General features: G+C 72.7%; 20 protein-coding genes. 10 read left to right on the top strand and 10 right to left on the bottom strand.

The window, feature by feature from the left end:
* Nucleotides 1-127: 127 nt before the first annotated feature.
* From ABZ452_RS08060 to ABZ452_RS08045, 4 genes are all read left to right on the top strand, one after another.
* Nucleotides 128-2920, top strand: a complete 2793-nt coding sequence (locus tag ABZ452_RS08060; protein ID WP_357940198.1) for an immune inhibitor A domain-containing protein — start codon at nucleotides 128-130, stop codon at nucleotides 2918-2920.
* Between the two features lie 375 nt (nucleotides 2921-3295).
* Complete coding sequence (locus ABZ452_RS08055) at nucleotides 3296-5626, top strand: immune inhibitor A domain-containing protein (RefSeq protein ID WP_357940196.1); 2331 nt, start codon at nucleotides 3296-3298, stop codon at nucleotides 5624-5626.
* A 285-nt stretch (nucleotides 5627-5911) separates the two neighbouring features.
* Nucleotides 5912-8335: an immune inhibitor A domain-containing protein gene (locus ABZ452_RS08050; RefSeq protein WP_357941031.1), complete on the top strand. Its 2424-nt coding sequence runs from the start codon at nucleotides 5912-5914 to the stop codon at nucleotides 8333-8335.
* A 158-nt stretch (nucleotides 8336-8493) separates the two neighbouring features.
* Entirely contained in the window at nucleotides 8494-9426 is a 933-nt protein-coding gene (locus ABZ452_RS08045; RefSeq protein WP_357940194.1) for an alpha/beta hydrolase, read from the top strand.
* Between the two features lies 1 nt (nucleotide 9427).
* On the opposite strand, the gene ABZ452_RS08040 is transcribed toward ABZ452_RS08045, so the two are convergent.
* The gene (locus ABZ452_RS08040; protein ID WP_357940192.1) at nucleotides 9428-9793 is read right to left on the bottom strand and encodes a hypothetical protein; all 366 of its coding nucleotides are present in this window, start codon (nucleotides 9791-9793) and stop codon (nucleotides 9428-9430) included.
* The gene (locus tag ABZ452_RS08035; protein WP_357940190.1) at nucleotides 9790-13038 is read right to left on the bottom strand and encodes a hypothetical protein; all 3249 of its coding nucleotides are present in this window, start codon (nucleotides 13036-13038) and stop codon (nucleotides 9790-9792) included. Before ABZ452_RS08035 ends, ABZ452_RS08040 begins: the two co-directional genes overlap by 4 nt.
* 153 nt (nucleotides 13039-13191) lie before the next feature.
* On the opposite strand from ABZ452_RS08035, the gene mycP reads away from it, so the two are divergent.
* The gene (gene mycP / locus ABZ452_RS08030; RefSeq protein WP_357940188.1) at nucleotides 13192-14397 is read left to right on the top strand and encodes a type VII secretion-associated serine protease mycosin; all 1206 of its coding nucleotides are present in this window, start codon (nucleotides 13192-13194) and stop codon (nucleotides 14395-14397) included.
* A 76-nt stretch (nucleotides 14398-14473) separates the two neighbouring features.
* Here mycP and ABZ452_RS08025 read toward each other — a convergent pair whose 3' ends face one another.
* Nucleotides 14474-14767 (bottom strand): WXG100 family type VII secretion target, encoded by a 294-nt coding sequence (locus ABZ452_RS08025; RefSeq protein WP_357940186.1) that lies wholly within the window; start codon nucleotides 14765-14767, stop codon nucleotides 14474-14476.
* A 20-nt stretch (nucleotides 14768-14787) separates the two neighbouring features.
* Nucleotides 14788-15105: a WXG100 family type VII secretion target gene (locus ABZ452_RS08020; RefSeq protein ID WP_357940184.1), complete on the bottom strand. Its 318-nt coding sequence runs from the start codon at nucleotides 15103-15105 to the stop codon at nucleotides 14788-14790.
* A gap of 238 nt (nucleotides 15106-15343) precedes the next feature.
* Between ABZ452_RS08020 and eccE the strand changes: the two genes are divergently transcribed.
* The 4 genes from eccE to rarD all read left to right on the top strand — a co-directional run bounded on the left by eccE (nucleotide 15344) and on the right by rarD (nucleotide 19087).
* Nucleotides 15344-17149, top strand: coding sequence for a type VII secretion protein EccE (gene eccE, locus ABZ452_RS08015; protein ID WP_357940182.1), 1806 nt, complete (start codon nucleotides 15344-15346; stop codon nucleotides 17147-17149).
* Between the two features lie 47 nt (nucleotides 17150-17196).
* Nucleotides 17197-17583: a phage holin family protein gene (locus ABZ452_RS08010; RefSeq protein WP_151461348.1), complete on the top strand. Its 387-nt coding sequence runs from the start codon at nucleotides 17197-17199 to the stop codon at nucleotides 17581-17583.
* A 95-nt stretch (nucleotides 17584-17678) separates the two neighbouring features.
* Nucleotides 17679-18167 (top strand): GNAT family N-acetyltransferase, encoded by a 489-nt coding sequence (locus ABZ452_RS08005; RefSeq protein ID WP_357940180.1) that lies wholly within the window; start codon nucleotides 17679-17681, stop codon nucleotides 18165-18167.
* The gene (gene rarD, locus ABZ452_RS08000) at nucleotides 18164-19087 is read left to right on the top strand and encodes an EamA family transporter RarD (protein WP_357940178.1); all 924 of its coding nucleotides are present in this window, start codon (nucleotides 18164-18166) and stop codon (nucleotides 19085-19087) included. The genes ABZ452_RS08005 and rarD overlap by 4 nt, the downstream gene beginning before the upstream one ends.
* 7 nt (nucleotides 19088-19094) lie before the next feature.
* Here the strand turns inward: rarD and ABZ452_RS07995 are convergent, their stop codons facing one another.
* From ABZ452_RS07995 to ABZ452_RS07985, 3 genes are all read right to left on the bottom strand, one after another.
* Entirely contained in the window at nucleotides 19095-19808 is a 714-nt protein-coding gene (locus tag ABZ452_RS07995; RefSeq protein ID WP_357940176.1) for a zf-HC2 domain-containing protein, read from the bottom strand.
* Nucleotides 19805-20320, bottom strand: coding sequence for a sigma-70 family RNA polymerase sigma factor (locus tag ABZ452_RS07990; protein WP_151461344.1), 516 nt, complete (start codon nucleotides 20318-20320; stop codon nucleotides 19805-19807). Before ABZ452_RS07990 ends, ABZ452_RS07995 begins: the two co-directional genes overlap by 4 nt.
* Before the next feature lie 102 nt (nucleotides 20321-20422).
* The gene (locus ABZ452_RS07985) at nucleotides 20423-21205 is read right to left on the bottom strand and encodes an IclR family transcriptional regulator C-terminal domain-containing protein (RefSeq protein ID WP_357940174.1); all 783 of its coding nucleotides are present in this window, start codon (nucleotides 21203-21205) and stop codon (nucleotides 20423-20425) included.
* A gap of 154 nt (nucleotides 21206-21359) precedes the next feature.
* Here ABZ452_RS07985 and ABZ452_RS07980 point away from each other — a divergent pair, with 154 nt between their 5' ends.
* Entirely contained in the window at nucleotides 21360-22550 is a 1191-nt protein-coding gene (locus ABZ452_RS07980; RefSeq protein ID WP_357940172.1) for an MFS transporter, read from the top strand.
* Nucleotides 22551-22649: 99 nt separating this feature from the next.
* Here the strand turns inward: ABZ452_RS07980 and ABZ452_RS07975 are convergent, their stop codons facing one another.
* From ABZ452_RS07975 to ABZ452_RS07965, 3 genes are all read right to left on the bottom strand, one after another.
* The gene (locus ABZ452_RS07975; RefSeq protein ID WP_357940170.1) at nucleotides 22650-23732 is read right to left on the bottom strand and encodes a polyprenyl synthetase family protein; all 1083 of its coding nucleotides are present in this window, start codon (nucleotides 23730-23732) and stop codon (nucleotides 22650-22652) included.
* Nucleotides 23733-23820: 88 nt separating this feature from the next.
* Nucleotides 23821-25374, bottom strand: a complete 1554-nt coding sequence (gene nuoN / locus ABZ452_RS07970; RefSeq protein ID WP_357940168.1) for an NADH-quinone oxidoreductase subunit NuoN — start codon at nucleotides 25372-25374, stop codon at nucleotides 23821-23823.
* The gene (locus ABZ452_RS07965; protein WP_357940166.1) at nucleotides 25371-26903 is read right to left on the bottom strand and encodes an NADH-quinone oxidoreductase subunit M; all 1533 of its coding nucleotides are present in this window, start codon (nucleotides 26901-26903) and stop codon (nucleotides 25371-25373) included. Before ABZ452_RS07965 ends, nuoN begins: the two co-directional genes overlap by 4 nt.
* Between the last annotated feature and the right edge of the window lie 59 nt (nucleotides 26904-26962).

Below are 26962 nucleotides of genomic sequence, written 5' to 3'. Positions count from 1 at the left end.
GCAGTTCACCCCTGTCGGTGAGGGACCCTTCTCATTTAGGTTCAGCCGCATCGGACGGGTTAGACGGACGTCACTACGACGGCCGGCCGGCCGACTCTCTCCCCCCATGCCCTACGAACGGAGTGGCATGCACACATCTCCACGGACCGGGTCACGCCGACGCCTACTCGTCGCGCTGCCCGCCATCGCCCTCGCCGCCACGTCGCTGACCGTGACGGGCAGCGCGGCCGCCCAGACGTCCGGCCCCGCGCCGGTCACGATCGGGGCGGACGAGTACTACATCAACTACGCCGAACCCGAGGTGCAGCCGGACACCGGCGGCAAGGAGGTCAAGGGTCGGGACGGCGTCTTCACCTCGGCGGCGGACGAGGCCCAGGCCTACGACCGCAAGTACGCCGGGGGCAACCCCATTGCCGCGCGGGAACTCGCCAAGGTGGAGGCCAAGGCGATCCGGACGGGCCAGAGCCCCCGCCGGATCAAGAAGGCCAAGAGCACCCAGACGGCGAAGCTGCTGACCCTGCTGGTCGAGTTCAACGACAAGGCGAACGACGACTTCACCAACGTGATGGTCCCGAAGACCGTCTTCGAGGACCGGACGTGCGTGCCGGGCACGGTCCAGAACGGACCGCGGCACAACACGATCCCCAACCCGGCGACGCTGCCGCACAAGGACAACAACTCGATGTGGGTGCCGGACTTCTCGCCGGCCCACTACGACAAGATGCTCTACACCAAGAAGGGCATCACCGAGCGGGTCCGCAAGGACCTCAAGGGGCCGGACGGCAAGCCGGGCATCAGCCTCGCCGGGCGGACCATGCACAACATGTACCTGGAGATGTCCAAGGGCGCGTACACCGTTGACGGGCAGGCCAGCCCGTGGATCACGGTGCCGCACTCGGAGGGCTGGTACGCGGCCTCCCGCTGCTTCCAGGACGAGAACGGCAACTGGGTCGCCGGTCGCGAGCAGTCGATGAACGGCCACCCGGACAACCCGCAGGGCGCGGGCCGCCTCGCCACCGACGCCATCGACGCGCTGGCGGCCGCGGACCCGAGCTTCCCGTGGGCCGACTACGACATCGAGGACCAGAGCGACCGCGACGGCGACGGCAACGTCCACGAGCCGGACGGCGTGATCGACCACCTGGTGCTGGTGCACGCCAACCAGGGCAAGTCCCGCGGCGGCGGCGACATCGGCGTCTACTCGGTCTGGGCGCACTCCTCGACCGTGGCCGGCGGCTACACGATCCCCGGCACCAACCTCAAGGTGTCGAACTACATCGTGCAGCCGGAGGACGCCGGCGTCGGCGTGTTCGCCCACGAGTTCGGCCACGACCTCGGCCTGCCGGACCTGTACGACACCTCCGGCAACGCCGACTCGGACGTCGACTTCTGGGACCTGATGGCCTCGGGCTCGCACAGCGGCGAGATCTTCCAGGCGCTGCCGACCCACATGGGCCTCTGGGACAAGTGGGTGCTGGGCTGGGCCGACCCGCTGGAGGTCAACGCGGGTGACCGCTCGCGGCTGGTCAAGCTCGGCCAGACGTCGCGGACGCCGGTGGGCACCGAGGACGGCATCAAGATCAACCTGCCGGACAAGGTGATCACGCTCGCGCAGCCGCACAGCGGCGCCAACATGTGGTACTCGGGCGCCGACCAGGCCTGGGCGGACGTCAAGCTGAGCCGGACGGTGACCGTCCCGAACGCCGCGGACGCGAAGTTCTGGATGTGGAACAACTACGTCATCGAGGCCGACTGGGACTACGGCTTCGTCGAGGTGTCCACCGACGGCGGCAACACCTGGACCGAGCGGAAGGTCTACGACGACACCGGCAAGCTCGTCACCACCGACGACGGCTACGCCGACCCGAACGGGCGGATGGTCGACTTCGGCAACAAGAAGTACGGCCTGACCGGCACCACCGGCGGTTGGCGGCACGACTACGTCGACCTGTCGTCGTACGCCGGTCAGACCGTCCAGGTCCGGCTGCGGTACGCGACCGACGAGGCGTTCCAGGAGCGCGGCTGGTTCGCCGACGACTTCTCGGTCACCGGCGGCGGCGCCACCACCTGGAGCGACGACGTCGAGGGCGGCGCCAACGGCTGGACCCAGACCGGTGGCACCTTCACCGACACCAGCGGCGCGGGCTGGCACACCGACTCGGGCACCCAGGTCAAGTCGCACTACTACCTGGCCGAGTGGCGCAACTTCGACGGCTTCGACAAGGGCCTGAAGTACGCGTACGACACGATCTACTCGCACGAGGCGTGGAAGGTCGACCGGATCGCGTACAACGCTCCGGGCATGCTGGTCTGGTACCGGGACACGGAGCTGGGCGACGTCAACCACGTCACCGCGCAGATGACCGCGCTGCCCAGCTACGGGGCGAAGGGCGGCCTGCTGATCGTCGACTCGCACAACGACCCGCTGCGCCGCAAGGGCGAGGCGGCCGTCAAGGACCCGTCGGTGCTGGACAACCTGCCCAGCCGCCCGCAGTCGTCCAACGCGGCCTTCACCCTGAAGCCGACGTACCCGTTCCGGGAGTGCCTGGAGGCGGCCGACGAGCCGTACAGCGAGTACTGCACGAAGTTCCCCGCCCAGGGCCCGGTGAAGGGATTCACCGACGCCAAGGGCTGGTACCCGGGCATCGAGATCCGGGACGGTGCCGCGTACGCCCGGGACAACGACGCCTCGGTGGTCGTCCCGTCGAAGGGCAACGCGAAGTACACGACCCGGGTGACCAACCCGGACGGCACGCCGGCGACGGACTACTACGGTTCGACGCTCGGCGGCGGGGCCATCGTGCTGGGCACCGGCAACCCGGGTGACGCAGGCGTCGCGTACGGCGTCTCGATCACCATCAAGTGGGCGCCCAGGGACAACGCGTACGCCATGGTGTGGGTGACCCCACCGAAACCGTGACCTGACACGCCGGGGGCGCGTCGGAACCACACGGCGGGGCCCGTCTGGAGCACACTGCTCCGGGCGGGCCCCGCCCTTCTTACACGCGGACAATTCTTCTTCCGGCTGGTGTGACATTTTCCGGGGCCACTGCGCTCCCCTTTGGGGGCCTCATAATCACCATCACTCAGAGTGATCGTGGCCGAACCGTAATGCGAATCGGTGTTGAATCGCTGCGCTCTTTTGCCCTGATTTGCCCAGGAAAAAAAGGCGAATCATCGGGTGATTGACCGGTGACAACGATGCAAACACCTGTCATTGTGAGTGACGCCTGACATGACAGTGATGGCTTTGGCTGCCCCTGCCATGTAACACATCCACAAAGGAGGAGGACCTTTGAGGAGACGAGTCACAGCGGGCCTGGCCTCGGCCGCGGCCGCGCTGCTGGCAGCCGGTGTCGTCACGACGCCGGTGTCCGCCGCCCCGGCGGCGGAGCCCACGCCTGGCGTCGAGAAGGCGAAGCACGGCAAGGACAACCTCGCGGATCCGAAGGCGGATCAGCAGCGGGAGCTCAAGAAGCAGGCGATCTCCGACCTGCTCAGGGGCAAGGCCAAGCTTCAGACGCGCAACGGCTCGAAGGTCATCCAGGTCAAGGACGACCTGTTCGTCGAGTACCAGCAGGCGCCGAAGGAAGACCCCATCTTCACGATGCTGGTCAACTTCGGCGACAAGACCGACCCGCGCGCCGGCGGCGCCGCGGGCCCGGTGGTCAACCAGATCCCGGAGCCGGACCGCAACTGGGACGGCAGCTCCACCGACGACAACAGCACCCTGTGGCGCTCCGACTTCCACCGCGAGCACTACATGGACATGTTCTACGGTGAGGGCGAGTCGTTCCGGGACTTCTACCTGAAGCAGTCCGGTGGTCGTTACACGGTCAAGGGTGACGTCAGCGACTGGATCACGGTGCCTTACAACGAGGCCCGTTACGGTCACAACGACGACCCGGACAACCCGAACGACAACATCTCCGAGGCCGAGGGGTACTGGAACTTCGTCCGGGACAGCGCCACGTCCTGGTACCAGGCCCAGGCCGCGGCCGGGAAGTCGTCCCAGGAGATCAAGGACTACCTCAAGCAGTTCGACGTCTGGGACCGGTACGACTTCGACGGCGACGGCAACTTCAACGAGCCCGACGGCTACATCGACCACTTCCAGGCGGTGCACGCCGGTGAGGGCGAGGAGGCCGGCGGCGGCGCCGAGGGCGAGGACGCCATCTGGTCGCACCGCTGGGCGGCGTTCACCAACCTCGAGGGCAAGGCCGGCCCGGCCGGCAACCTCGCGGGCGGTGTGCAGATCGGCGACACCGGGTTGTGGATCCGTGACTACACCACGGAGCCGGAGAACGGTGGCCTCGGGGTCTTCGCCCACGAGTACGGTCACGACCTCGGTCTGCCGGACCTGTACGACACCGCGGGCGGCGACAACGGCGTCGGCTTCTGGAGCCTGATGTCCTCGGGTTCGTGGCTGAGCCACGGCACCGACGACATCGGTTCGACCCCGGGCTACATGGACCCGTGGTCGAAGCTGTTCCTCGGCTGGCTGAACCACTCGACCGTCGACTACGGCTCGGGCACCACCCAGGTGACCCTCGGCCCGGCGGGCGACAGTGACGGGCCGAAGGCCCAGGCGGTCGTGGTGAACCTGCCCGCGCAGACCCAGACCACGAACTACAACACGCCGTTCGGCGGGTCGTACGAGTGGTGGGGCGGCAGCGCGGACGACCTGAACGCCTCGCTGACCCGCACCCTGGACCTGACCGGCGCGACCTCCGCGTCGATCACCTCCAAGCTGCAGTACGACATCGAAGAGGACTACGACTACCTCTACGCCGAGGTGTCGACCGACGGCGGCGCCACCTGGGCCGACGTCAAGAACAACCTGGTCGATGCGGGTGACAGCGGCATCGACGGCTCCAGCAACGGCGCCTGGGTCGACTCGACCTACGACCTGTCGGCGTACGCCGGCAAGTCGGTGCTGTTCCGCTACCGGTACGCCACCGACGGCGGCGTGCACTTCGCCGGTCCGTTCCTGGACAACATCTCGCTGACCAAGAACGGCGCGGTGGCCTGGACCGACGACGCGGAGACCCTCGCCGCGGAGTGGACCGCCAAGGGCTGGACCCGGATGGGCGGTTCGGTGACCGACACCTACCCCCGCTTCTACATCGCCGAGAACCGGACCTACTTCGGTTACGACGACACGCTGCGGACCGGTGGGTACAACTACGGGTTCAACAACAGCCGGCCGAACTGGGTGGAGCGGTTCTCCGTCCAGCCGGGTCTGCTGGTCTGGTACGTGAACTACGCGTACGGCGACAACAACACGTCGGAGCACCCGGGCTACGGTTTGAACCTGCCGGTCGACGTTCGGCCGGGCAAGATCCAGGTCGGCGGCGTCGGCACCATCACCAACCGGCGCAACGGCTACGACGGCACCTTCAGCCGGTACGCCAAGCCGGCGCAGACCTTCCACCTGAACGGCGTGGCGGTCACCGTGCCGAAGCTCGACCCGACGCCGGTGTTCACCGACAGCGGGGTCAACAAGTACTGGAACAGCAACAACCCGTGGAACTCGGTGAAGGTCGCCGGCACCGGCACCAAGATCGAGATCCTGAAGCAGGGCACCACCCCGACCAGCGACATGGTCGTCAAGGTCAGCAACTGATCGGGTAGCACCACACGGAAGGGGCCGTCGGCGGCGACGCCGGCGGCCCCTTTCGCGTACCCCGAAGCCTTTCGCCCCAGCTCACGCGACCCGATTGACCGATCCTGATGTGACGGTGAGGAGCGTTCCCAACAAAAAGTTGCTACAAATTGACGCGTCTGTCTTCCCACGCGTCACGGGAATGTTTATCTTCACCAGTGGTCCCACTAATGGGATCTTCCACCGGCCCGTACCCCCGTTGGGCCGGTTCCCTCACACCGGAGGTACCACGTGCGCAAAGTCGCAGTGGGTCTGCTCGGGCTTTCGCTGACGGCGACGGGACTGGTGGCCGGCTCCGCGGCCGCCAGCGCGGCGCCGACCCCGAAGCTGCCGGCTGCCGCTCCGGCGGTCGCCGAGCCGCAGGCCCCTCACGATCTGCCGGACAAGCTCGAGGACAAGCGGCGGGCACTCCGCCAGGAGGGCCTCAGCGAGGTCCTGTCCGGCCGGGCCAAGGCCCAGAAGATCAACGGCAGCACCGTCGTCAAGGTCGGCGAGACCGCCGGCGGCGCGGCGGCGGCGGCCGGCGCCCGGACCGCCAAGGCAGGCAAGAAGGACCAGTACGTCGAGCTGGCCCGGGAGCGGACCGACAAGATCTTCGTGATCCTCGCCGAGTTCGGTGACGACCGCGACCCGGCCTACCCGGACAAGGACATCAACCCGGACATCGCCGGCCCGACCGGGTACGACGGTCCGCAGCACAACGAGATCCCGAAGCCCAACCGGGCGGTGGACAACTCCACCGTCTGGCAGGCCGACTACAGCGCCGAGCACTTCCGGCAGCTGTACTTCGGCACCAAGCCGGGCGACGAGTCGCTCAAGCAGTACTACGAGGCCCAGTCGTCCGGCCGCTACACCGTCGACGGCACGGTCACCGACTGGGTGAAGGTCAAGTACAACGCCGCCCGCTACGGCCGTTCGGACGACCCGAAGGCCGACGACGACCCCACGGGCGACCCGGCGGTCTGCGCGGACAACGTCTGCCCGAACACCTGGGACCTGATCCGCGACGCCGCGAACCAGTGGGTCGCCGACCAGAAGGCCAAGGGCCGCACCGACGCCCAGATCAAGGCCGACATGCAGTCGTTCGACCAGTGGGACCGGTTCGACTACGACGGCGACGGCAACTTCAACGAGCCGGACGGCTACATCGACCACTTCCAGATCGTCCACTCCGGCGGCGACCAGGCCGACGGTGACCCGCACCAGGGTGAGGACGCCATCTGGAGCCACCGCTGGGCGGCGTACAACACCTCCCGCGTGGGTCCGGCGAACTTCCCGATCGGCGGCACCCAGATCGGCGACACCGGCGTCTGGATCCGCGACTACACGATCCAGCCGGAGAACGGTGGCCGCAGCGTCTTCTACCACGAGTACGGCCACGACCTGGGCCTGCCGGACGACTACAACAACATCAACGGCGGCGACAACAACAACGAGCACTGGACCCTGATGGCCCAGAGCCGGCTCGGTGACAAGAACGACCAGGGCATCGGCGAGCGCGGTGGCGACCTCGGCGCCTGGAACAAGCTCCAGCTCGGCTGGCTCGACTACGAGGTGGTCAAGGCCGGGCAGAAGCGCGACCTGGACCTGGGCCCGGAGGAGTACAACTCCAAGAAGGCGCAGGCCGCGGTCGTGGTGCTGCCACAGCGGGAGTACACCTTCCAGTACGGCGCTCCGTTCGAGGGCACCAAGCAGTACTTCTCCGGTAACGACGACGACCTGAACAACACCATGACCAGGACGCTCGACTTCACCGGGAAGACCTCGGCGGCGCTGTCCATGAAGGGCCGCTTCAACATCGAGACCGGCTACGACTACCTCTTCTTCGAGGCGTCGCTGGACGGCGGCAAGACGTGGAACGCGCTGAACGGCACGGTCAACGGCAAGCCGATCCCGCCGGTGTCCAACACCGACCCGACGCCGGGCCTCACCGGCAGCAGCGCGGGCAAGTGGGTGGACATCAACATCCCGATGGACGCGGCGGCCGGCAAGGTTGCGCAGTTCCGGTTCCACTACGTCACCGACGGTGGCGTGGCCTCGGGCGGCTTCTTCGGTGACGCCATCACCGTGACCGCCGACGGCCAGACCCTGCTCAGCGACGGCGCCGAGACCGGTGCCGGCGACTGGGCGCTCGCCGGCTGGAGCATCACCGGCGAGAGCTACACCCGGCTCTTCGACAACTACTACATCGCGGGCAACCGGTCGTACGTCTCGTACGACAAGTACCTGAAGACCGGCCCGTACTACTTCGGCTACGCGAACACCCGCCCGGACTGGGTGGACCACTACGCGTACCAGGAGGGTCTGCTGATCTCGTACTGGAACCTCCGGTACGCGGACAACGACACCTTCGAGCACCCGGGTGAGGGTCGTAACCTCTACATCGACGCGCACCCGCGGCCGATCTACAACCTGACCGGCGCCCCGTGGCGGGCCCGCGTCCAGGTCTACGACGCGCCGTTCAGCCTCAAGAAGGCGGACTCGTTCACGCTGCACATCAACAGCCAGCCGCAGTACATCCGTGGCCAGGCCGCGCAGCCGCTGTTCGACGACACCAAGCAGTACTGGTACCCGGAGCTGCCGAACCACGGCGTCAAGCTCCCGGCCGCCGGTGTGAAGATCAAGGTTCTCCAGCAGAACGGCACCTCGATGAAGGTCCGCTTCTCCTGAGCCGCTGATCACCGCTACACCCCGCGATGCCCGGGCAGGTCACCTGCCCGGGCACCGCCCTTTCCGGTGCCCGGCCGGTCCGGCATCTCCCGGAGAATCCCCTGATCCTGAAGCACCTGCGGGACCGCCCGCGCGGTGCCGGCCCTAGGCTGTGCCCCATGACCGACCAGCGTGGCGGACCCGTCGACGAGGCCTGCGTGCTCCCCGAGGGGCCGTGGACCCACCGGTTCGTCGGCGCCAACGGCAGCCGCTTCCACGTCGTCGAGGCCGGCACCGGCCCCATGGTGCTCTTCCTGCACGGCTTCCCCGAATACTGGTACGCCTGGCACGAGATGCTGCCGGCCGTCGCCGACGCCGGCTTCCGCGCGGTCGCGGTCGACCTGCGCGGTTACGGCGCGAGCGACAAGCCACCCCGGGGGTACGACGGTTACACCCTCGCCGCCGACGTGGCGGGCCTGATCCGGGCCCTCGGCGAACGGTCCGCCACCCTGGTCGGCAGCGGCGCCGGCGGCCTCATCGCCTGGACGGCCGCCTCGTTCCACCCCACCCTGGTCCGGCGGCTCGTGGTGCTCGGCGCGCCGCACCCCCTCCGGCTGCGGGCCGCTATCTTCGCCGACCCGCGCGGCCAGTTCACCGCGTCCACCCCCACGCTGAAGTTCCAGCTCCCCCGCTACGAGCACGTGCTGACCCGCGACGACGCCGCCGAAGTGGAGGCGATGCTGCGCCGCTGGGGCGGGCCGCGCTGGGTGAACGGCCCCGACTTCGACGCGTACGCCCGGTGCTGCCGGGTGGCCATGCAGATCCCGCAGGCGGCGTTCTGCGCCATGGAGGGCTACCGCTGGGCGTTCCGGTCGGTGCTGCGGCTGCACGGCTACCGGTTCGTCCGGCTGATGCAGAAGCCGCTGGTCACCCCGACCCTGCAGCTGCACGGCGCGCTGGACCGGGCCTCGCTGCCCCGCACCGCCCAGGGCTCCGGCCGCTACGTCACCGCCCCCTACGAGTGGCGGCTGCTCGACGGCGTGGGCCACTTCCCGCACGTGGAGGCCCGGGACCTGGTGCTCGGCGAGATCCTGCGCTGGACGAAGTCCTGACTCAGACCCGCTGCTCGCGCAGGTCGGTCACCTCGCCGGCGGGCGCCCAGCCCTGGTAGACGCCGAAGTCGAAGGCCTCCAGCCGCATCCCCTGGGCCACCGGCCAGCGGCCGCCCGTGTACTCCACCCGCAGCCAGCCGTCGTGCTCGGCGAGCACGATGAACGGCTGCCCCTGCCAGGTGCAGGTGGTCCGCACGTACGCCAGGTCCTCGATCTCGGCCACCGGCACCACCCGGACGTGCCGGCCGGGGCGCACCTCGGTGAAGCCCTCGCCCGGTTCCGGCTGGTACAGGCGGACGTCGCCGCCGTCGGGGCTGGCCTGGTACTCCCGGCCCCGCCAGCGGGCCACGTAGCCGTCGCGGGTCACGCGTCACCCGCCCGGCGCCACAGCAGCTCGTCGCTGTCCAGCACGGCGACCACCCGCTCGCTGCGGTCCGCGCCGATCCGCCACAGCTCGGCGCCGTGCGGCAGCCGGGCGCTGTCCACCTTGAACTCGGCGACCACGTCGCTGCTCTCCCCGGGCGCGAAGCCGTTGCCGCGGAACGGCGGCCGCTCGATCACCCAGCCCTCCATGGCCCGCATCGCGGCCTCGTTCTGCCCGCCGTACGGGATGCGGTAGAGGCTCGGTCGGTAGGCCGGCCAGCGCAGCACGTAGATCTCCTCGGCGTCCCGGGAGAACGGCGAGCCGGGGTGGCCGAGGCCGAGCGCGTCGTACAGCTCCGCCGGGGTGCCGAGGTGGGCCAGCTCGCTGGCCCGGTGCACGAAGCCGGAGACCCGGTCGTAGCCGCGCTCCAGGTAGTAGGCGAGCTGGCTCGGGGCGATCGCCTTCTGCATGACCACCGGGCGGGTCGGGTCCACCGCCGGCGGGACGGGCCGGGGTTCGGTCGACGACTTCGGTGCGGCGGCGGGCGGCTCCGGCTCGGTCTCGGGGTCGTCGCCCAGCCCCACCTCGGCGGCCCAGTTGGCGAGCGCGAGAACCTGCTCGCCCGGGTACGTCGCCCCGACCGGTGTGCCCGGGTTCACGGCGAACGACCAGCTCACGTCCGGCCAGCGGCGGATGAGCTGGACGAACTTGACGCGTACCGTCTCGACCGGCCCGACGGCCCGGTCCGCCAGGCGCTCGGGCGAGGTGTGCACGACCACGTAGGTCCCGCCGTCGATCTGCTCCGTACGCCAGACGAAGCCGGCGTCCCCCGGACGGCTGCCCGCCGCCGATTCGGGGGCGACCGGCAGCAGCACCCGGGCCAGCAGCAGGGTGGTGAGGAAGCCGTCGGTGCTGCCGCTGCCGGCCGCGGCCAGCAGCTCCTCCTCCACCTCGTTCGCCGGCACGAAGTCGGCCTCGGCGGTGCTGCCGGCGACGCCCGCCGGGGACGGGATGGCGCCGGCCACCGGCTCCTCCGGCGACCCGGCAGCGGCGGTCGGCGCGAACACCGACGTGGCCGGCGCGTCCGCAGGAGCCGGCGCGAACACGGACGTGGTCGGCTCGTCGGCTGCGGACGGCGCGAACACCGACGTGGTCGGCTCGTCCGCGGCGGCCGGAGCGAACACCGACGTCGCCGGCTCGTCGGCAACGGTCGGCGCGAACACCGACGTGGCCGGCTCGTCCGCAGGAGCTGGCGCGAACACCGACGTGGTCGGCTCGTCGGCAGCGGTCGGTGCGAACGCCGACGTGGTCGGCTCGTCCGCGGTGGCGGCCGGCGCGGTCGGCTCGAACAGCGTGGTGGCCGGCTCGGCCGGCGGTGGGGCCGGGGCGAACAGCGACGTGGTCGGCTCGGGCGCCGGGGAGGCCGGGGCGAACAGCGTGGTGGTCGGCTCGGGCGCCGGCGCGGCCGGCGCGAACAGCGACGTCGTCGTCTCGTCCGCCGGCCACCCCGCCGGGACGGTCGGGGGCTCCACCGGCGGTGCGGTCCGCTCATCCGGCGGCGAGCCGGCACCCTCGTCGGGGCTCGCGGGGGTGAACAGTGCCGCGCGCGGGTCGTCCGCCGGGGCCGACGGGCCGAACATGGTCGGCTCGCCCGGCGTTCCGAAGGGCCGTTCCCCCGGATCGGTGGGCTCGGCGGCGACGGGGGCGGGTGCGGTGGGCGGGTCGACCGTCAGCGACAGGGTGGGGTCGGTGGGACCGGCCCACGGCGCGGCCGAACCGCCGTCGGCCGTGGCCGCCGCCATCGCGGACGCGGCGGCGGGGGCCGTGGGCACCCCGTACGGCTCGGGCGACGCACCGGCGGTGGGGGGCGGAACCGGCTCGGTCAGATCGCGGGACTCGATGACGGTGCCCTCGATGACGATCGGGGTGAAGCCCCGACGCGGCGCGGGCGGGCCGGGCACCGGCTCGGCGATGGACGGCGGGATCTCCTCGGCCTCGGCGGGGTGGCCCGTGCCGGGGATCGGCTGGGTGCGCTCGTCCGGGCCCGGGTCGTCACCCGCGCCCGCGTGCCGGCGGGGCAGCGCCTGGGTGGTCTCGGCGGGCGGCGCGGCGGGGCGGAACGGCCGTTCCCGCGCCGCCGGCCGATCCGCCGGTGGTTCGGCGGAGTCCACCCGGAACGCCTGCGTCGGGTCCTGCGGCACCGGCTCGTTCAACGGCCGGCGGCGCGGGAACGGCTGGCCGCCGCCGGCGAACCGGGAGGGCGGCACCGCCCGGTCCCCGCCGCGGTGCGGCGTGTCGAGCGGCGACGGCCGCCGGGGTGAGCGGCCCGAGGTGGGGTCGAAGAAGGACCGGGCGGGCGGCGGCGCGGGCTCGGCCGGCCGGCCGTTGGCCGGTCCGGATCGGCCGGCGCCGGCGAACGGATCCGACTCGTCGGGGCGCCGGCGCAGGTCGGTGAGCCAGCCGGCGAGGTTGTCCAGGCCCGGATCGGCGCCGGCGGCGTCGGCGGGTCGCGCGTCGTCGGGGGCACGGCGACCGAGCGGGCGAGTCAGCCGGCCGTTCGCCGGGTCGGGGCGGAGGGCCGGCGGCGGGACCGGCGGGTCCGGGCGGAGGGCCGGCGGTGGGGTGGCCGGGTCGGGCACGGCGGCCCGGGTGCTCGGGGCGGGGACGGTCGGGATCGGGACGGTCGACGGCTCGGCGCCGGCCGGGCCGCGTCCAGCCCGGACCGGGTCGGGCGGGACTCGCCCTCCGGGCACCGGCGACGGCGGGACGTCCCGGCCGGGGGCGGCCGGGCCACCCCGGGCGGCCCGGGCGGCGCTCTCCACCCGCTCCAGGCGGGTCCGGGCGCCCATGGTCCGGCCCGGCAGCCGGATGTCACCCCGGGCGAGTTGCGCGACGAACCAGGCCGGCAGGTAGCCCTCGATCGGCAGACCGGGGTTGACCGCGAGCCACCACTCGGGGTTGGGCCAGTCGCCGGCCAGGCCGGCGTACGGGACGCGGCGGGTGGCGCCGGCGTTCTCGCCCAGGCAGGCGCGCAGCGCGGTGGCGGACGTGAAGGCCAGCACGTGCGTGCGGCCACCGGTGGTCCAGGTGCCCCAGCCCCCCGGGCCCGGCCCGGCGAGCGTCTCCGCGGCGACCGGCAGGAGCAGATCGAGCCGGGTCAGGATGCGGAAGTAGAGCTGCTGGTCCTGCGCGCGCAGCGCATCGCGCATCGCCACCTCGGCCTCGGTGGCCGGTTCCCATCCGGTCACGGCCACCTCTCCTTCCGCGAACAGGCCACAGGCATCGCCTACAACCTACAAGGTGGTAACAAGATCACAAATGCCTGGTTGTCGACGGTCGGCCGGGTCCTCGGCGAGGCGCTAACATCCCGTTCCGGAGTCGACACGATACGGAGGCCGTCGATGTCCCGGCCCACCGCGCGCCCGGCCCTGGCCGTCCTGGCGGCCCTCGTCGTCGCCGGGTTGCCGGTCGCCCCGGCCTCGGCCCGCGCGCCCTCGGCCTGCGCCGCACCGCCCGCGCCGGCCCGCCCCGTGGCGGAGCAGCCATGGCCCCAGCAACGGTACGCGCCGGACCGGCTCGCCCCGCTCGCCACCGGCGCCGGGGTGGTGGTCGCGGTGGTCGACTCGGGGGTGGACCGCTCGCACCCGCAGCTCACCGGCCGGGTCCTCGACGGCGCCGACTTCCTCGATCCGGGCGGTGACGGCACCCGCGACTGCGCCGGGCACGGCACCGGCGTGGCGAGCCTCGTCGCCGCCGCGCCCCGGCCGGGCGTGGCCTTCCGCGGGCTCGCCCCGGGCGCCCGCATCCTGCCCGTACGCGTCAGCGAACAGCAGGTGGTCGACGGGCGGGAGTCGGGGCGTACGGTCGGCGCGGCCGACTTCGCCCGGGCCATCCGCTGGGCGGTGGACCACGACGCCGACGTGGTCAACCTCTCCGTCGTGCTGTACGCGGACAACCCCGCCGTCCGCGCCGCCGTCGCCTACGCGGTGCGGCGGGACGTCGTGGTGGTGGCCGCCGCCGGCAACCTGCACGACAGCGGGGACCCCCGGCCGTACCCGGCCGCGTACGACGGCGTGCTCGGGGTGGGTGCGGTCGGGGCGGACGGCACCCGCGCCGCCTTCTCCCAGACCGGCCCGTACGTCGACCTGGTCGCCCCGGGCAGCGACGTGCTGATGGCGGCGCCCGGGCAGGGCCACCGCCGGGCGGAGGGGACGAGCTACGCGGCGCCCTTCGTGGCCGGCACCGCGGCGCTGCTGCGGCAGTATCACCCCGAGCTGGGCGCGGCGGAGATCGCCCGGCGGATCGTGGCGGGCGCCGATCCGGCCCCGGGACGGGGCGACGGCTACGGCTCCGGGGTGCTGAACCCGTACCGGGCGGTCACCGAGTCGCCGGTCGTCGCCGCCGCTCGCCCTCGGGGCGGGGCCGCCCTGCCGGCCGGCGGCCGGGACGAGGCGGAGCTGGCCCGGCAGGCCCGCCGCACGTCGGCCCGGCACCGGGCGCTGCTGGTGGGTGCCGCGACCGGCGCCGCGGCCGTGGCCGTGGTGCTGCTCGCCGTGGTGCTGCCCCGCGGGGCGCGCCGCCGCTGGCACCCGGCCGGGCCGGCTTGACCCGCACCACCGCCCGGCCAGAGGGCAGCGACGGGGCGGCACGGGCGGAGGAGCCCGTGCCGCCCTCGCGCGGCGGTCACTGGAACAGGTTGACGTTGCGCTTCTCGGTGTCGAGGTAGTCGGTCGCGGAGTCCTCCACGGCCAGCTTGATGTCGCGCAGCATGGCCTGGAGGTCCTGTGAGGCGGCCCGCCAGCGGGCCTGCCGCTGCTCGTACGCCTCGCGCGCCTCGCCGGACCAGCTCGACACCAGCGGGGCGGCGTCGCGTTCGAGCTGCCCGAGCTGGCTCTCGAGCGTGGTCAGCGCCCTCTGGATGTCGGCGCCGGCCTGTTGCAGAGCGGCGAAGTTGACGACCAGCACACCATGGTCCATCGATCGGTCCTTCCCGTGCATCAGAGGGGCAGCTGGATGCCGCGGTTGGTGCCGGCCACCCGGCCGGCGGCCTCGGTGTCGGACACGTCGTAGTGCCGGCCGGCGGTGCGGATGGCCGTCGCGGTCTCCCGCAGCGCCCGCTGCAGGGCCGTCTGGTCCTGCGCCCACTGCTGCTTGACCTGCTCGAAGGAGCGCCCGCCGGCGCCCCGCCAGGCCTGCTGCAGCACCTCCAGTTCGGCCATGAGGCCGCTGAGCATGGTTTGCAACGACTGGTCGACCTGCTCGAACTTCGCGGCGGTCTGCTGCATCACCGCGGCTTGTGCCTGAGTCTGGGACACCCCGGACGTCACCTCGTCTCCTCGGTCGTGGCTGGCCGCCGGAGCGACCACCGTGGACTCGCCGGAGCGCGCCACCGGAGAAGGGGGGGGAAGGGGACGGCGGGCGCGCTCGACGGAACTCGTCGCTGACGGTAGCCGTCCGACTCCGGTTCTGCTACCCCTCGGGCTCCCCTGTGGACAGCGAAGCTCTACGATGAGCCACGGCGGCGTCACCCGGCGAACGCGCGGAGGAGGTGCGGTGACCGCGACCACCACCGCACGACCGGCGTCCGCCGACTCTCCACACCGGATCCGGCGGCCGGCGCCGTCGGTCCGGGCCGGGCAGGTGGTGACGGCGCAGGTGGCGGTGGCCGCGCTGGTCGCGGCCGTGGGCCGGGGCGTCCTGGTGACCGCGGCCGCCCTGCTGCTGGCGGCGATGCTGCTGCCCGCCGCCTGGGTCCGGCTCCGGGGGCGCTGGCTCTTCGAGTGGCTCGCCGTCGGCGTGGCCTACCTGACCCGGCGGCGCGCCCTCCCGGCCGCCTGCGGGCCGGCGGCGCTGCTGGAGCTGGCCCGCCCCGGCACGGCGGTGCACGCGGCCGAGCTGGCCGGCGGTCCGGCGGCGGTGCTGGAGGACGCCGCCGGGATGACCGCGCTGCTGGAGATCGGCGACCCGGACGACCTGCTCGGCGACGGCCCGCGGGAGCTGCCGCCGCCGCTCGGCCTGCTGCCCCCGGTGGGACCGGAGAGCCCCCCGGTGCAGATCCAGCTGCTGTTCTCCGCGTCGCCCGCGCCGGCCCCCGCCGCCGGGGCGGGCACGGCCGGCACCTCGTACCGGCAGCTCACCGACGGGCGGCTGGCGGCCCGGGCCCGGGTGGTGCTGGCCGTCCGGGTGCTCCGGGCCGACGGTTGGTCCGACGACGAGCTGCGCCGGGCGCTGTCCGGCACGGTCCGGCGGATCGTGCGCCGGCTCGGGCCGCTCACCGGTCGCCCCCTCGGCGGCCCCGCAGCGCTGCGCGTGGTGGCCGAACTGGCCCACCACGACGCCGGGGCTCCGGTCCGGGAGAGCTGGGCCGCCGTGACCGTGGGCGGGCTCCCGCAGACCACCTGGCGGCTGCGCCGCTGGCCGGATCCGCGCACCGACGCCGCACGGCGGCTGGTGCCGCGGCTGCTGGCGCTGCCGGCGACCGCCACCACCGTCTCGCTCTGCGTCGGTCCGCGGATCGGTGCCGACCCGGCGTCCACGCCGGGCGAGCTGACCGTACGCCTGGCCGCCCACACCACCGCGGAGCTGTCGGTGGCCGAGCGGGCGCTCCGGCGGCTCGCCGGGGATGTCGGTGCCGAGCTGCGCCGGCTGGACGGCGAGCACCTGAGCGGGCTGGCCGCCACCCTGCCGCTGGCGGCGGCCCGGCCGGACGCGCCCCCGCTCGGGCCCGAGCTGGCCGCCCTGGAGTTCGCCCTCGGCGAGTCCGGGTTGATGGTGGGCGCCAACCGGCACGGCGGCGCGGTGACCGTACGCCTGTTCCGTCCCACGACGACCCGCCTGCTGCTGGTGGGTGGGGTGGGCGCCGCCCAGCTGCTGACCCTGCGGGCGCTGGCGCTCGGCGCGCGGGTGGCGGTGCAGACGGCGCGGCCCCGGCTCTGGGAGCCGTTCGTCCGCGGGGTCGGCGGGCCGGGCGGCGCGGTGCCGCTGGTCCCGCCGGGGCGGCCGGTCGGCGGCCCGCCCGGCTCCCCGCTGCGTCCCCTGCTGTTGGTGGTCGACGCCGGCCCGGTGCCACCGGAGGCCGGCCCCGCGGCGGCGTGGCAGTCCGTTCTCGTGGTCCGCGACGAGCTGACCCCGGCCGACACGGCCGCGTTGGCCCGCGCCGACCTGGCGATCCTGCAACCGCTCGACCCCGGTGAGGCGGCGCTGGCCGGCGCGGCGCTCGGCCTGGGCGGCTCGGCGGAGTGGCTGACCCGGATCCGGGACGACATGGTGGCAGTGGTGAACCGGCGGGCGCTGCGGTGGGCGTTGCTCTCGCCGACGCCGATCGAGTCGCAACTGGTCGGTCGCCCGGCCCGCCGCTGAGCCGGCACGGGTTCCGCGAGTCGACGCGGCGTGGCACGATCCCGGCCATGGATTTTCTGAAGGGTCTCCTGATCCGGCTGGGCACGACGGCCGTGGCGTTCTGGTTGGCCACGCTGCTCATCCCGGGCATCACGCTGGACTCGGATTCGGCCACCGAGACGGTGACCACGCTGGTGCTCGTCGCGGTGATCTTCGGGGTCGTCAACGCGGTGCTGCAGCCGATCATCAAGACCGTCGGCTGCGGGTTCTACCTGCTGACCCTCGGCCTGATCGCGCTGGTGGTCAACGGCCTGCTGTTCCTGCTCACCAGCTGGATCGCCGGTGAGGCCGGGCTGCCGTTCCACGTGGACGGCTTCTGGCCCGCCGCGGTGCTGGGCGCGCTCTTCGTCGGCATCGTCACCTGGATCCTCGGCGCCGTCCTCGACCGCGACTGAGCCCGCATCACCCGCCGATTCCCGCCCGCCGGCCCAGGCCAGTGGGCGGGAATTGGCTGGCGAGGCCCGGTGCGGCCGCAACTAGGGTCGGAGGGGTGTTCACCCTGACCCGCCCCGACGGCTACCTGCTCACCACCGATCCGGACCGGCTCGACCTGGACCGGGTGCACCACTGGCTCGCCACCGACGCGTACTGGGCGCTGGGGCGGGACCGGGACACGGTCAGGCGGGCCTTCGCCGGCTCGATCGGCTTCGGCGTCTACCGGCCCGGGGACGGGCGGCAGGTGGCGGTGGCCCGCGTGGTCACCGACCAGGCGACGTTCGCCTGGCTCTGCGACGTCTACGTCGACCGGGCCGAGCGCGGCCGGGGGCTGGGCACCTGGCTGGCCGGAGCGGCCCGCGACCACCTGGCCGAGTGGGGCGTACGCCGGATCGTGCTGGCGACCGCCGACGCGCACGGGGTCTACGCGAAGGTCGGCTTCAGCCCGGTCGAGCCGGACCGCTGGATGCAGTACGACCAGCGGGTGACCCAGCTCACCGGAAAGGAGCAAAGTGCCGGTTCACCACTTACGGTAGAGGCGTGAACCAGACCCGTCTCGGCTACCTCTACGGCTTCGGCGCGTACCTGATCTGGGGTTTCTTCCCGATCTACCTGAAGCTGCTCCGCCCGGCCGGCCCGGTGGAGATCCTCGCGCACCGGATCGTCTGGTCGGTGGTCTTCGTGGCGCTGCTGCTGGCCGCCATGCGCAACATCGCCTTCCTGCGCGCGCTGGCCCGGCGGCCCCGGACGCTGGCCGCCATCGCGGCCGCCGCCGCGCTCATCGCGGTCAACTGGGGCACCTACATCTACGGGGTGAACTCCGACCGGGTGGTGGAAACCGCCCTCGGCTACTTCATCAACCCGCTGGTCATCGTGCTGATCGGGGTCTTCCTGCTGCGCGAGCGGCTGCGCCCGGCGCAGTGGGTGGCGCTCGGCATCGGCGGGGCGGCCGTCGCGGTGCTGACCGTCGACTACGGCCGGCTGCCCTGGCTGGCCCTCGTGCTGGCCTTCAGCTTCGCCGGGTACGGGCTGGTCAAGAAGCGCCTCGGCCTCCCCGCCGCGGAAGGGCTCTTCGTCGAGTCGGCGGTGCTGGCGCTTCCGGCGCTGGCCTACCTGGGTTGGCTGACCCGGAGCGGCGCGGCCACCTTCGGACACGTCTCGGCGGGACACACCGCGCTGCTGGTGCTGGCCGGTGCGGCCACCGCCATCCCCCTGCTGCTCTTCGCGGGCGCGGCGAACCGGCTGCCACTCTCCACCCTCGGCATGCTCCAGTACGTCGGCCCGATCCTCCAGCTCGGCTGCGGCGTGCTGGTCTTCCACGAGCCGATGCCGCCGGCCCGGCTGGCCGGGTTCGGCCTGGTCTGGGTCGCCCTCGTGGTGTTCACCGCGGACGCCCTCCGCCACGCCCGCCGGACCCGCGCGCGGGCACGGGCCGCCACCCTGGTGCCCGCCGAGGCCCGCTGACCGCGCCTCAGCGGGCGTCGAAGGCGAGGACCGGGGTGCCGTCGGCGCGGACCAGTTCGAGCCGCACCAGCTCCCCGTGGGTGAAGTGGGTGGCCCCGACCACGCGGACGTTGTCGCCGGGGGCGGCCAGCCACGTGCCGACCTGCTCCGTCGCACCGTCCGGGCCGTGCGCCACCAGCCGGAAGGTGTACGCCTCCCGGTGACCGGCGCGCTGGTCGTACCCGCAGCGCATGGTGACCTCGGTGCCCCACCTCTTGTCGGTCAGGCCGACCTCGGCGTGCAGCGGCACCGCGCCGGCGACCGGCTGCATGGCCGTCATGGTCACCGGCGCCGCGGTGGTCGTGGGCAACGCCGTGGGCGGCGGTACGGCCGGCTGACGGACCAGGGACACCCCGACGCCGGCCAGCACCGCGAGCACGGCCGCGGCGAGCGCGGTCAGCGCGTACCGGCGCCGGGACCGGGACCGCTCGCGGCGCCGGCGGTCCCGAGCGGCGTCGAGCAGCGCGGGCACCCGGGAGGTCTCGGTGGCGGACGGCAGGAACTGCTCCAGCCCCGCCGGGTCGAGCCGGCCCAGGAGGCCGGGCAGCACCGCGATCTCGGCCACCGCCTCACGGCAGGGCGCGCAACCGCCCAGGTGCCGCTCGTAGGCGGCCCGGTCGGCGGGGGCGAGGGCGCCCAGGACGTACGCGCCGTCGTCGTGCTCGAACTCGCAGCGGGTCATCCGGTCACCCCCATCTCGGCCAGCACCAACCGTAGTGAGCGCAGCGCGTAGTGGGTCCGCGACTTCACCGTGCCCGGCGGCACCCCGAGCCGGGCGGCCGCCTCCGCCACCGACCGGCCCTGGTAGAAGCACTCGACGAGCACCTCTCGATGGGTCGTGCTGAGCCGGTTCAGCGCCTCGGCCACGGTCCACGCCTCCACCGCGCGCTCCGTCTCGTCGACCGTCTCGGCAGGTTCGGGCAGCTCGTCGGTGTAGACCTCGCCGACCCGGGTGGACCGCCGCCGCCAGGCGTCGATGGCCAGGTTCCGGGCGGTGGTGAAGAGCCAGGCGCGGACGGAGCCGCGCCGCGGGTCCAGCGACTCGGGGTGCCGCCAGGCCCGGAGCAGCGTCTCCTGCACCAGGTCCTCGGCGCGCGACCGATCGCCGTTGACCAGCCGGAGGGCGTGCGCGAAGAGCGCGTCGGCATGCTCGTCGTGCAGCGCGCGCAGCAGTTGGGCGTCGTGGTCGCTGATGGCGGTACCTCGCTTCCGGCGGCGGGGAGACCGGCGATGCGTTCGCCACTTGATACGTGCCGTGACGCCGAACGGTTCAGCCGCAGGTCACGGCGCGCCGGGTCAGGCGTCCGCGGCGATGCCGTCGGCGACCGCGCGGGCGACGGTGAGCAGCTTGGCCCGGACCACCCGGGCGGAGGTCATCATCTCGCTGGCCGGCAGCGCGCAGGCCAGCACGACGCGGCGCTCGATGTCCTTGTCGGGGGTGACCAGCACCGCCGCGCACGCCACCCCCTGCCGGAACTGCCCCAGCTCCAACTGCATGCCGCGCCGGTCGCCGGCCGCCAGGTCGGCCTCGAACGCCTCCGTGGTGGTGAGGGTGGCGCCGGTGAACGGGCGCATGCCGTATTCGCGCAGGTAGCGGAACCGCTGCTCGGCGGTGAGGGTGGCCAGGAGGCTCTTGCCGAGCGCCGTGGCGTGGGCCCCTTCGTCGAAGCCCGGCACCAGGTCCTCCAGGTACGGCGAGCGCGGCCCCTCGGACACCGCAGTGACCGCCACCTGGCCGCCGACGAACCGGCCCAGGTAGTGGCTCCAGCCGGTGTCCGCGGCGGCCCGCCGCAGCGCCTCCCCGACCGGCGGCGGCCCGCGGAACGCGGTGACCAGCTCGCGGTAGCGGTCGGCGACCTCCAGCCCGACGATGTACGTGCCGTCCTCCCGGCGGATCACGTAACCCTCGTACGCCAGCGTGCGCACCAGGTGGTAGGTGGTGGCGACGGTCAGCTCGCAGCGGCGGGCGATCTGCTTGACGGTGAGCCCTTTCGGCGCACGGCCGACCGACTCGAGCACTCGTAGCGCGCGGGAGACACTTCGGATCAGGTCCGAAGGTTCCGCCAAGGGGTCACGCACAACCACCTCCGCCGCCGGGGACTTACACCATATGAAAAACAGGCCGAGTGCGAAATGCCTGTTCGGATCGAGGATGCCAGATCACCGGGCACAGACAGTGCACCGACAGACACGATCAGCTGCCGAAACGTGACCGGCGTAGGTTTGCCGGACCATGACCGAAACAGCGCTGCACCCCGCTCCGCCCGCGCCCCGGCGTACCGTCCGGGTCAACGCGGGAGCGATCGCCACCACGATCGCGTGCGTCCTGCCCGTCTTCCTGGTCGGTGGGCTCGCCGTGCAGATGGGCGACGACCTCGACCTCACCCCCGCCCGGCTCGGCCTGGCCGTCTCGGTCTACTTCGGCGTCAGCGCGCTCGCCTCGGTGCCCTCCGGAGCGCTGGTCGAGCGGTACGGGCCGGACGTGGTGGCCCGCGCCGGCATCCTGCTCTCCGCCGGCTCGCTGCTGGCCGTGGCGGGGCTGGCCCGGTCGTACCCGGTGCTGGTCGCGCTGCTCGCGCTCAGCGCCGCCGCCAACGCCCTCGGCCAGCTGGCCAGCAACGCCGCGCTGGCCCGCCACGTGCCCGCCCACCGGCAGGGGCTCTCCTTCGGGGTGAAGCAGGCCGCCATCCCGGTCTCCACCCTGCTGGCCGGCGCGGCGGTGCCGACCGTCGCGCTGACCGCCGGCTGGCGCTGGGCGTTCGTGGTGGCCGCCCTCGCGGCGCTCGCCGCGCTGCCGGCCGTACCCCCGGTCGAGCGGGACCGGGTCCGGCCCGCCGCCGGCCGGGCGGGCCGGGCCACGACGGCGCTCGTGGTGGTCGGCGTGGCGGCCACCCTGGCGGCCGCCGCGGCGAACGCCCTGGGCACCTTCGTGGTCGACTCGGCGGCCGGCCGGGGGCTGTCCCCGGCGCTGGCCGGGCTCACCCTCACCCTGGGCAGCGCGGTCTGCGTGGCGGCCCGGGTGGGCGCCGGCTGGCTGGCCGACCGCCGGGAGACCGGGCACGTCGCGCTGATCGCCGGGATGCTGGTGGTGGGCGCCGTGGGGCTGGTCCTGCTCGCGGTGGCCGGCCCGGTGCCGCTGGTCGCCGGCGTGGTGCTCGGCTTCGGCCTCGGCTGGGCCTGGCCCGGGCTGATGAACTTCGCGGTGGTCCGGCTCCACCCGCAGGCACCGGCCGCCGCCACCTCGATCACCCAGACCGGGGTGTACGCGGGCGGCTGCCTCGGGCCGCTCGGCCTCGGCACGATCGCCGACGTGGCCGGCTACCCGGCGATGTGGGGCACCGCGGCGGCCGCCATGCTCCTGGCCGCCGCGTTCATGCTGGCGGGCGCCCGCCTCCTGTCCCGCTCCCCGTCCCCGTCGCGTTGATCATGAAGTTATTGCCACGACACGCCGTGGCCGATGGCAATAACTTCATGATCAAGGCCGTGGAGGGACGGTGCGGCGCGCGGCCGGGAGGCCGGCGGGTCAGCTGGTGCGGTCGGCGATGTAGTCGCAGAGGGATTCGAGGGCGCGGCGGGCCGGGCCCTCGGGGAGCGGCGCGAGGCGGGCGCGGGCGTCCTCCGCGTAGCTGCGGACCGTCTCGCGGGCGCGCTTGAGCGCCGGGGACTCCCGGAGCAGGCCGAGGGCCTCGGCGTGCAGCGCGTCGTCGACCAGCGGCCCGGTGGCCAGGATCTCCCGCAGCCGGACACTGGCCGCGTCGGAGTCGTCGGAGGCGAGCGCGTAGAGCACCGGCAGGGTCGGCACGCCCTCGCGCAGGTCGGTGCCGGGCGTCTTGCCCGACTGCATCGACTCGCTGGCGATGTCCAGCAGGTCGTCGGAGAGCTGGAAGGCCACCCCGATGACCTCGCCGTAGCCGGCCAGCGCCTCGACGTGCTCGGCGGACGCCCCGCTGAACATGCCGCCGAAGCGGGCCGAGGTGGCGATCAGCGAGCCGGTCTTCTCGGCGATGACGTGCAGGTAGTGCGCGACCGGATCGGTGCCGCGCGGGCCGACCGTCTCGGCGATCTGCCCGTGCACCAGCCGGGCGAAGGTGCGCGCCTGCAGGCGTACGGCCTCCGGGCCCAGGTCGGCCGCGATGTCCGCGGCCCGGGCGAAGAGATAGTCGCCGACCAGGATGGCCACCGAGTTGGTCCAGCGGGAGTTGGCGCTCGGGGCGCCCCGGCGCACGGCCGCCTCGTCCATGACGTCGTCGTGGTAGAGCGTCGCCAGGTGGGTGAGCTCCATCACCACGGCGGCGGGGACGACCTGCGCGGCGTCCGGATCGCCGAACTGGGCGCCGAGCGCCACGAGCAGCGGGCGGAACCGCTTGCCACCGGCCTCGACCAGGTGCCGGCTGGCCTCGGTGACGAGCGGGTCGGCGCTGGCCACGCTGGCCCGCAGGTCGACCTCGACCCGATCCAGGAGGCCCAGCACGGAAGCCTCGACGCGCGGATCGGCGAGGTGCAGCCCGAGCGCGCCGAACTGACCCGTGCCCTCCGGGCCCGGACGACCGCCCGGCCCGGTGGCACCTGAACGCTCGCCAGCCGGAATCACCACGCCATCAACCATGCCACACCCGTTCGACCTGCCCAGCGAGGGGGATACGGACCGGGGGCCGGTACGCCACGGCGTACCGGCCCCCGGGGGTGAACCTGGGTCATCGCACGAATTCGGCGGCACCGTTGGCCAGGTCGAGCAGGGGTGCCGGGGCCACACCCAGGACCAGCGTGGCGAGCACGCCGATGACCAGGGCGGCCGAGGTGAGCGCGCCCGGCACGGTGACCGTCGGGGTGGCCTCGCCCGGCTCGGAGAGCCACATCATCACCACGACCCGCAGGTACGGGAAGGCCAGCACCATGCTGGTCAGCACGCCGGCGATCACCAGCCAGGCCTGGTTCGCGTCCAGCGCCGGGGCGAAGACGGCGAACTTGCTGGTGAACCCGCTGGTGAGCGGGATACCGGCGAAGGCCAGCAGGATGAACGTGAAGATGGCCGCGAAGAACGGCGACCGGCGACCCAGCCCGGCCCAGCGGGACAGGTGGGTGGCCTCCCCGTCGGCGTCCCGGACCAGGGTCACGACGGCGAACGCGGCGAGCACCGAGAAGCCGTACGCGACCAGGTAGAACATCGTGCCGGAGAGCCCGTCCTTGCTGGGCGCCAGCACGCCCACCAGCAGGTAGCCGGCGTTCGCGATCGACGAGTACGCCAGCAGCCGCTTGATGTCCGTCTGGGTGACCGCCAGCACCGCGCCGACCAGCATGGTCAGCACGGCCACCGCGCCGAGCACCGGGGTGAAGTCCCAGGCGGCGCCGGCGAAGGCGACGTGGAAGACCCGCAGCAGGGCACCGAACGCGGCGACCTTGGTGCAGGCGGCCATGAAGCCGGTCACCGGGGTCGGGGCGCCCTGGTAGACGTCCGGCGTCCAGACGTGGAAGGGGGCGGCCGCGGCCTTGAAGAGCAGGCCGATGGCGAGCAGCGCCATGCCGGCGAAGAGCAGCACCGGGCTGGACGAGGACTCGCCCACCGCGGCGTGCACGGTGGCGAAGTCGACGCCGGCACCACGGTTCGGGATCCCGGCGGTGAAGCCGTAGATCAGGGCCACACCGAAGAGGAAGAACGCCGAGGCGTACGCGCCGAGCATGAAGTACTTCAGCGCGGCCTCCTGGCTGAGCAGCCGCCGGCGGCGGGCCAGCGCGCAGAGCAGGTAGAGCGGCAGCGAGAAGACCTCGAGCGCGATGAACATGGTCAGCAGGTCGTTCGCCGCCACGAAGATCAGCATGCCGCCGATCGCGAAGGTGACCAGCGGGTACACCTCGGTGGCGCCACCCATCCCGTCGGCCTGCCGCCGGTCGTCCTCGGACTCGGCGGTGACCGCGGCCTGGGCCACAAAGGCCCCGCCGCGCTCCACCGTGCGCTCGCCGACGAGCAGCAGCGCCATGGCGGCCAGGATCAGGATGGCGCCCTGAAGGAAGAGCGTCGGCCCGTCCACGGCGATGGCCTGGCCGGCGGTGATCAGCCGGTCGTCGGCATTCAGGATCACCATGGTCAGGGCGGCGAGCACCGCCAGCAGGGCGAGCGTGAGCTGCACCGCGTTGCGCAGGCGGCGCGGCACGAACGCCTCGACCAGGACGCCGACCAGGGCGGCGCCCAGCATGATGAGGATGGGCGCGAGCGCCGCGTAGTCGATCGACGGCAGCTTCAGTTCACTCACTTCGCAGCCTCCTGGACGCTGCCGATCTCAGGGGCGGGATCGGTCTTGCCGACGTCCTGCATGGTCGCCTGGACGGCCGGGTTGATGACATCGGTGACCGGCTTGGGATAGAAGCCGAGCAGCACGATCAGCGCGATCAGCGGGGCGACCACGACCTTCTCGCGCAGGCTGAGGTCCCGGCGCATGCCGTCGACCTCGGTGAGGGCCGGGTTGAGGGTGCCCTGGGTGGTGCGCTGGATCATCCACAGCACGTAGGCCGCGGCCAGGATGATGCCGAGCGTGGCGATCACCGCGACCGGCTTGTTCGTGGTGAACGTGCCGATCAGCACCAGGAACTCGGAGACGAACGGCGCCGTGCCGGGCAGCGCCAGCGAGGCGAGACCGGCGAAGAAGAACACCCCGGCGAGCACCGGGACGAGCTTGCCCGCGCCGCCGAAGTCGCTGATCAGGGCCGAGCCCCGGCGGGCGATCAGCATGCCGACCACGAGGAAGAGCAGGCCGGTGGCCAGGCCGTGGTTGAGCATGTAGAGCACCGCGCCGGTGCCGGCCTGGGTGGTGAAGGCGAAGATGCCGACCCCGATGAACCCGAAGTGCGCGATCGAGGTGTACGACACCAGCCGCTTGAGGTCGTTCTGCCCGACGGCCAGCAGCGCGGCGTAGATGATGCCGATCACGCCGAGCGCCAGCGCCCACGGGGCGAACCACCTCGACGCCTCGGGGAAGAGCGGCAGGCAGTACCGCAGGATCCCGAAGGTGCCGACCTTGTCCAGCACGCCGACGAGCAGTGCGGCCGCGCCGGCCGGGGCCGCGCCACCGGCGTCCGGCAGCCAGGTGTGGAACGGGAAGAACGGCGCCTTGATCGCGAACGCGATGAAGAAGCCGAGGAACAGCCAGCGGGCCGTATCGGTGGCGAACTCGGCCTGGCTGAGCGCCTGCCAGTCGAAGGTCTTCCCGCCGACCACCCAGAGGCCGATCACCGCGGCCAGCATGAACAGGCCGCCGACCAGGGAGTAGAGGAAGAACTTGACCGCCGCGTACTGCCGCTGGTGGCCGCCGTAGCTGCCGATGAGGAAGTACATCGGCACCAGCATGACCTCGAAGAACACGTAGAACAGGAAGACGTCGGCGGCGGCGAAGACGCCGATCATCGTGCACTCGAGGACGAGCAGCAGCGCGAAGTAGACCGGCACCGAGCGCCGGGACGACTCGGCGTCGTGCCACGACGCCAGGATAACCAGCGGCACCAGGATCGCGATGAGCATCAGCATGACCAGCGCGATGCCGTCCACCTCGAAGGTGAAGTTGACGCCCCAGTTCGGGATCCACGCGTACGACTCGCGGAACTGGAACCGGTCACCGTCGGCCTGGAAGGCGATCCACATGACCACCGACAGCACCAGCACCAGCAGCGACCAGCCGAACGCCACCAGCTTGGCCAGGTCCGGGTTGCGCCGCGGCAGCAGGGCCACGATCAGGGCGCCGACCAGCGGTGCCACGGTCAGCACCGAGAGGAACGGGAAGTTGGACATTATTCGGCCTTACCTCCGTCGTGACTGCGTGGCCCGCCGGCGGGGGCGGCCGCGTTGAG

It is taken from the genome of Micromonospora sp. NPDC005707, from assembly GCF_040631005.1.
GTDB lineage: Bacteria > Actinomycetota > Actinomycetes > Mycobacteriales > Micromonosporaceae > Micromonospora.
This window is presented reverse-complemented; position numbering and strand designations above follow the sequence as displayed.

Excerpts from the sequence above, each read along its gene's own strand:
- ABZ452_RS07980 (WP_357940172.1), top strand. The coding sequence starts at position 21,360 with ATGACCGAAACAGCGCTGCACCCCGCTCCGCCCGCGCCCCGGCGTACC.
- mycP (WP_357940188.1), top strand. The coding sequence starts at position 13,192 with ATGTCCCGGCCCACCGCGCGCCCGGCCCTGGCCGTCCTGGCGGCCCTC.
- ABZ452_RS07995 (WP_357940176.1), bottom strand. The coding sequence starts at position 19,808 with ATGACCCGCTGCGAGTTCGAGCACGACGACGGCGCGTACGTCCTGGGC.
- ABZ452_RS08060 (WP_357940198.1), top strand. The coding sequence starts at position 128 with ATGCACACATCTCCACGGACCGGGTCACGCCGACGCCTACTCGTCGCG.
- ABZ452_RS07975 (WP_357940170.1), bottom strand. The coding sequence starts at position 23,732 with ATGGTTGATGGCGTGGTGATTCCGGCTGGCGAGCGTTCAGGTGCCACC.
- ABZ452_RS07965 (WP_357940166.1), bottom strand. The coding sequence starts at position 26,903 with ATGTCCAACTTCCCGTTCCTCTCGGTGCTGACCGTGGCACCGCTGGTC.
- ABZ452_RS08010 (WP_151461348.1), top strand. The coding sequence starts at position 17,197 with ATGGATTTTCTGAAGGGTCTCCTGATCCGGCTGGGCACGACGGCCGTG.
- ABZ452_RS08025 (WP_357940186.1), bottom strand. The coding sequence starts at position 14,767 with ATGGACCATGGTGTGCTGGTCGTCAACTTCGCCGCTCTGCAACAGGCC.
- ABZ452_RS08045 (WP_357940194.1), top strand. The coding sequence starts at position 8,494 with ATGACCGACCAGCGTGGCGGACCCGTCGACGAGGCCTGCGTGCTCCCC.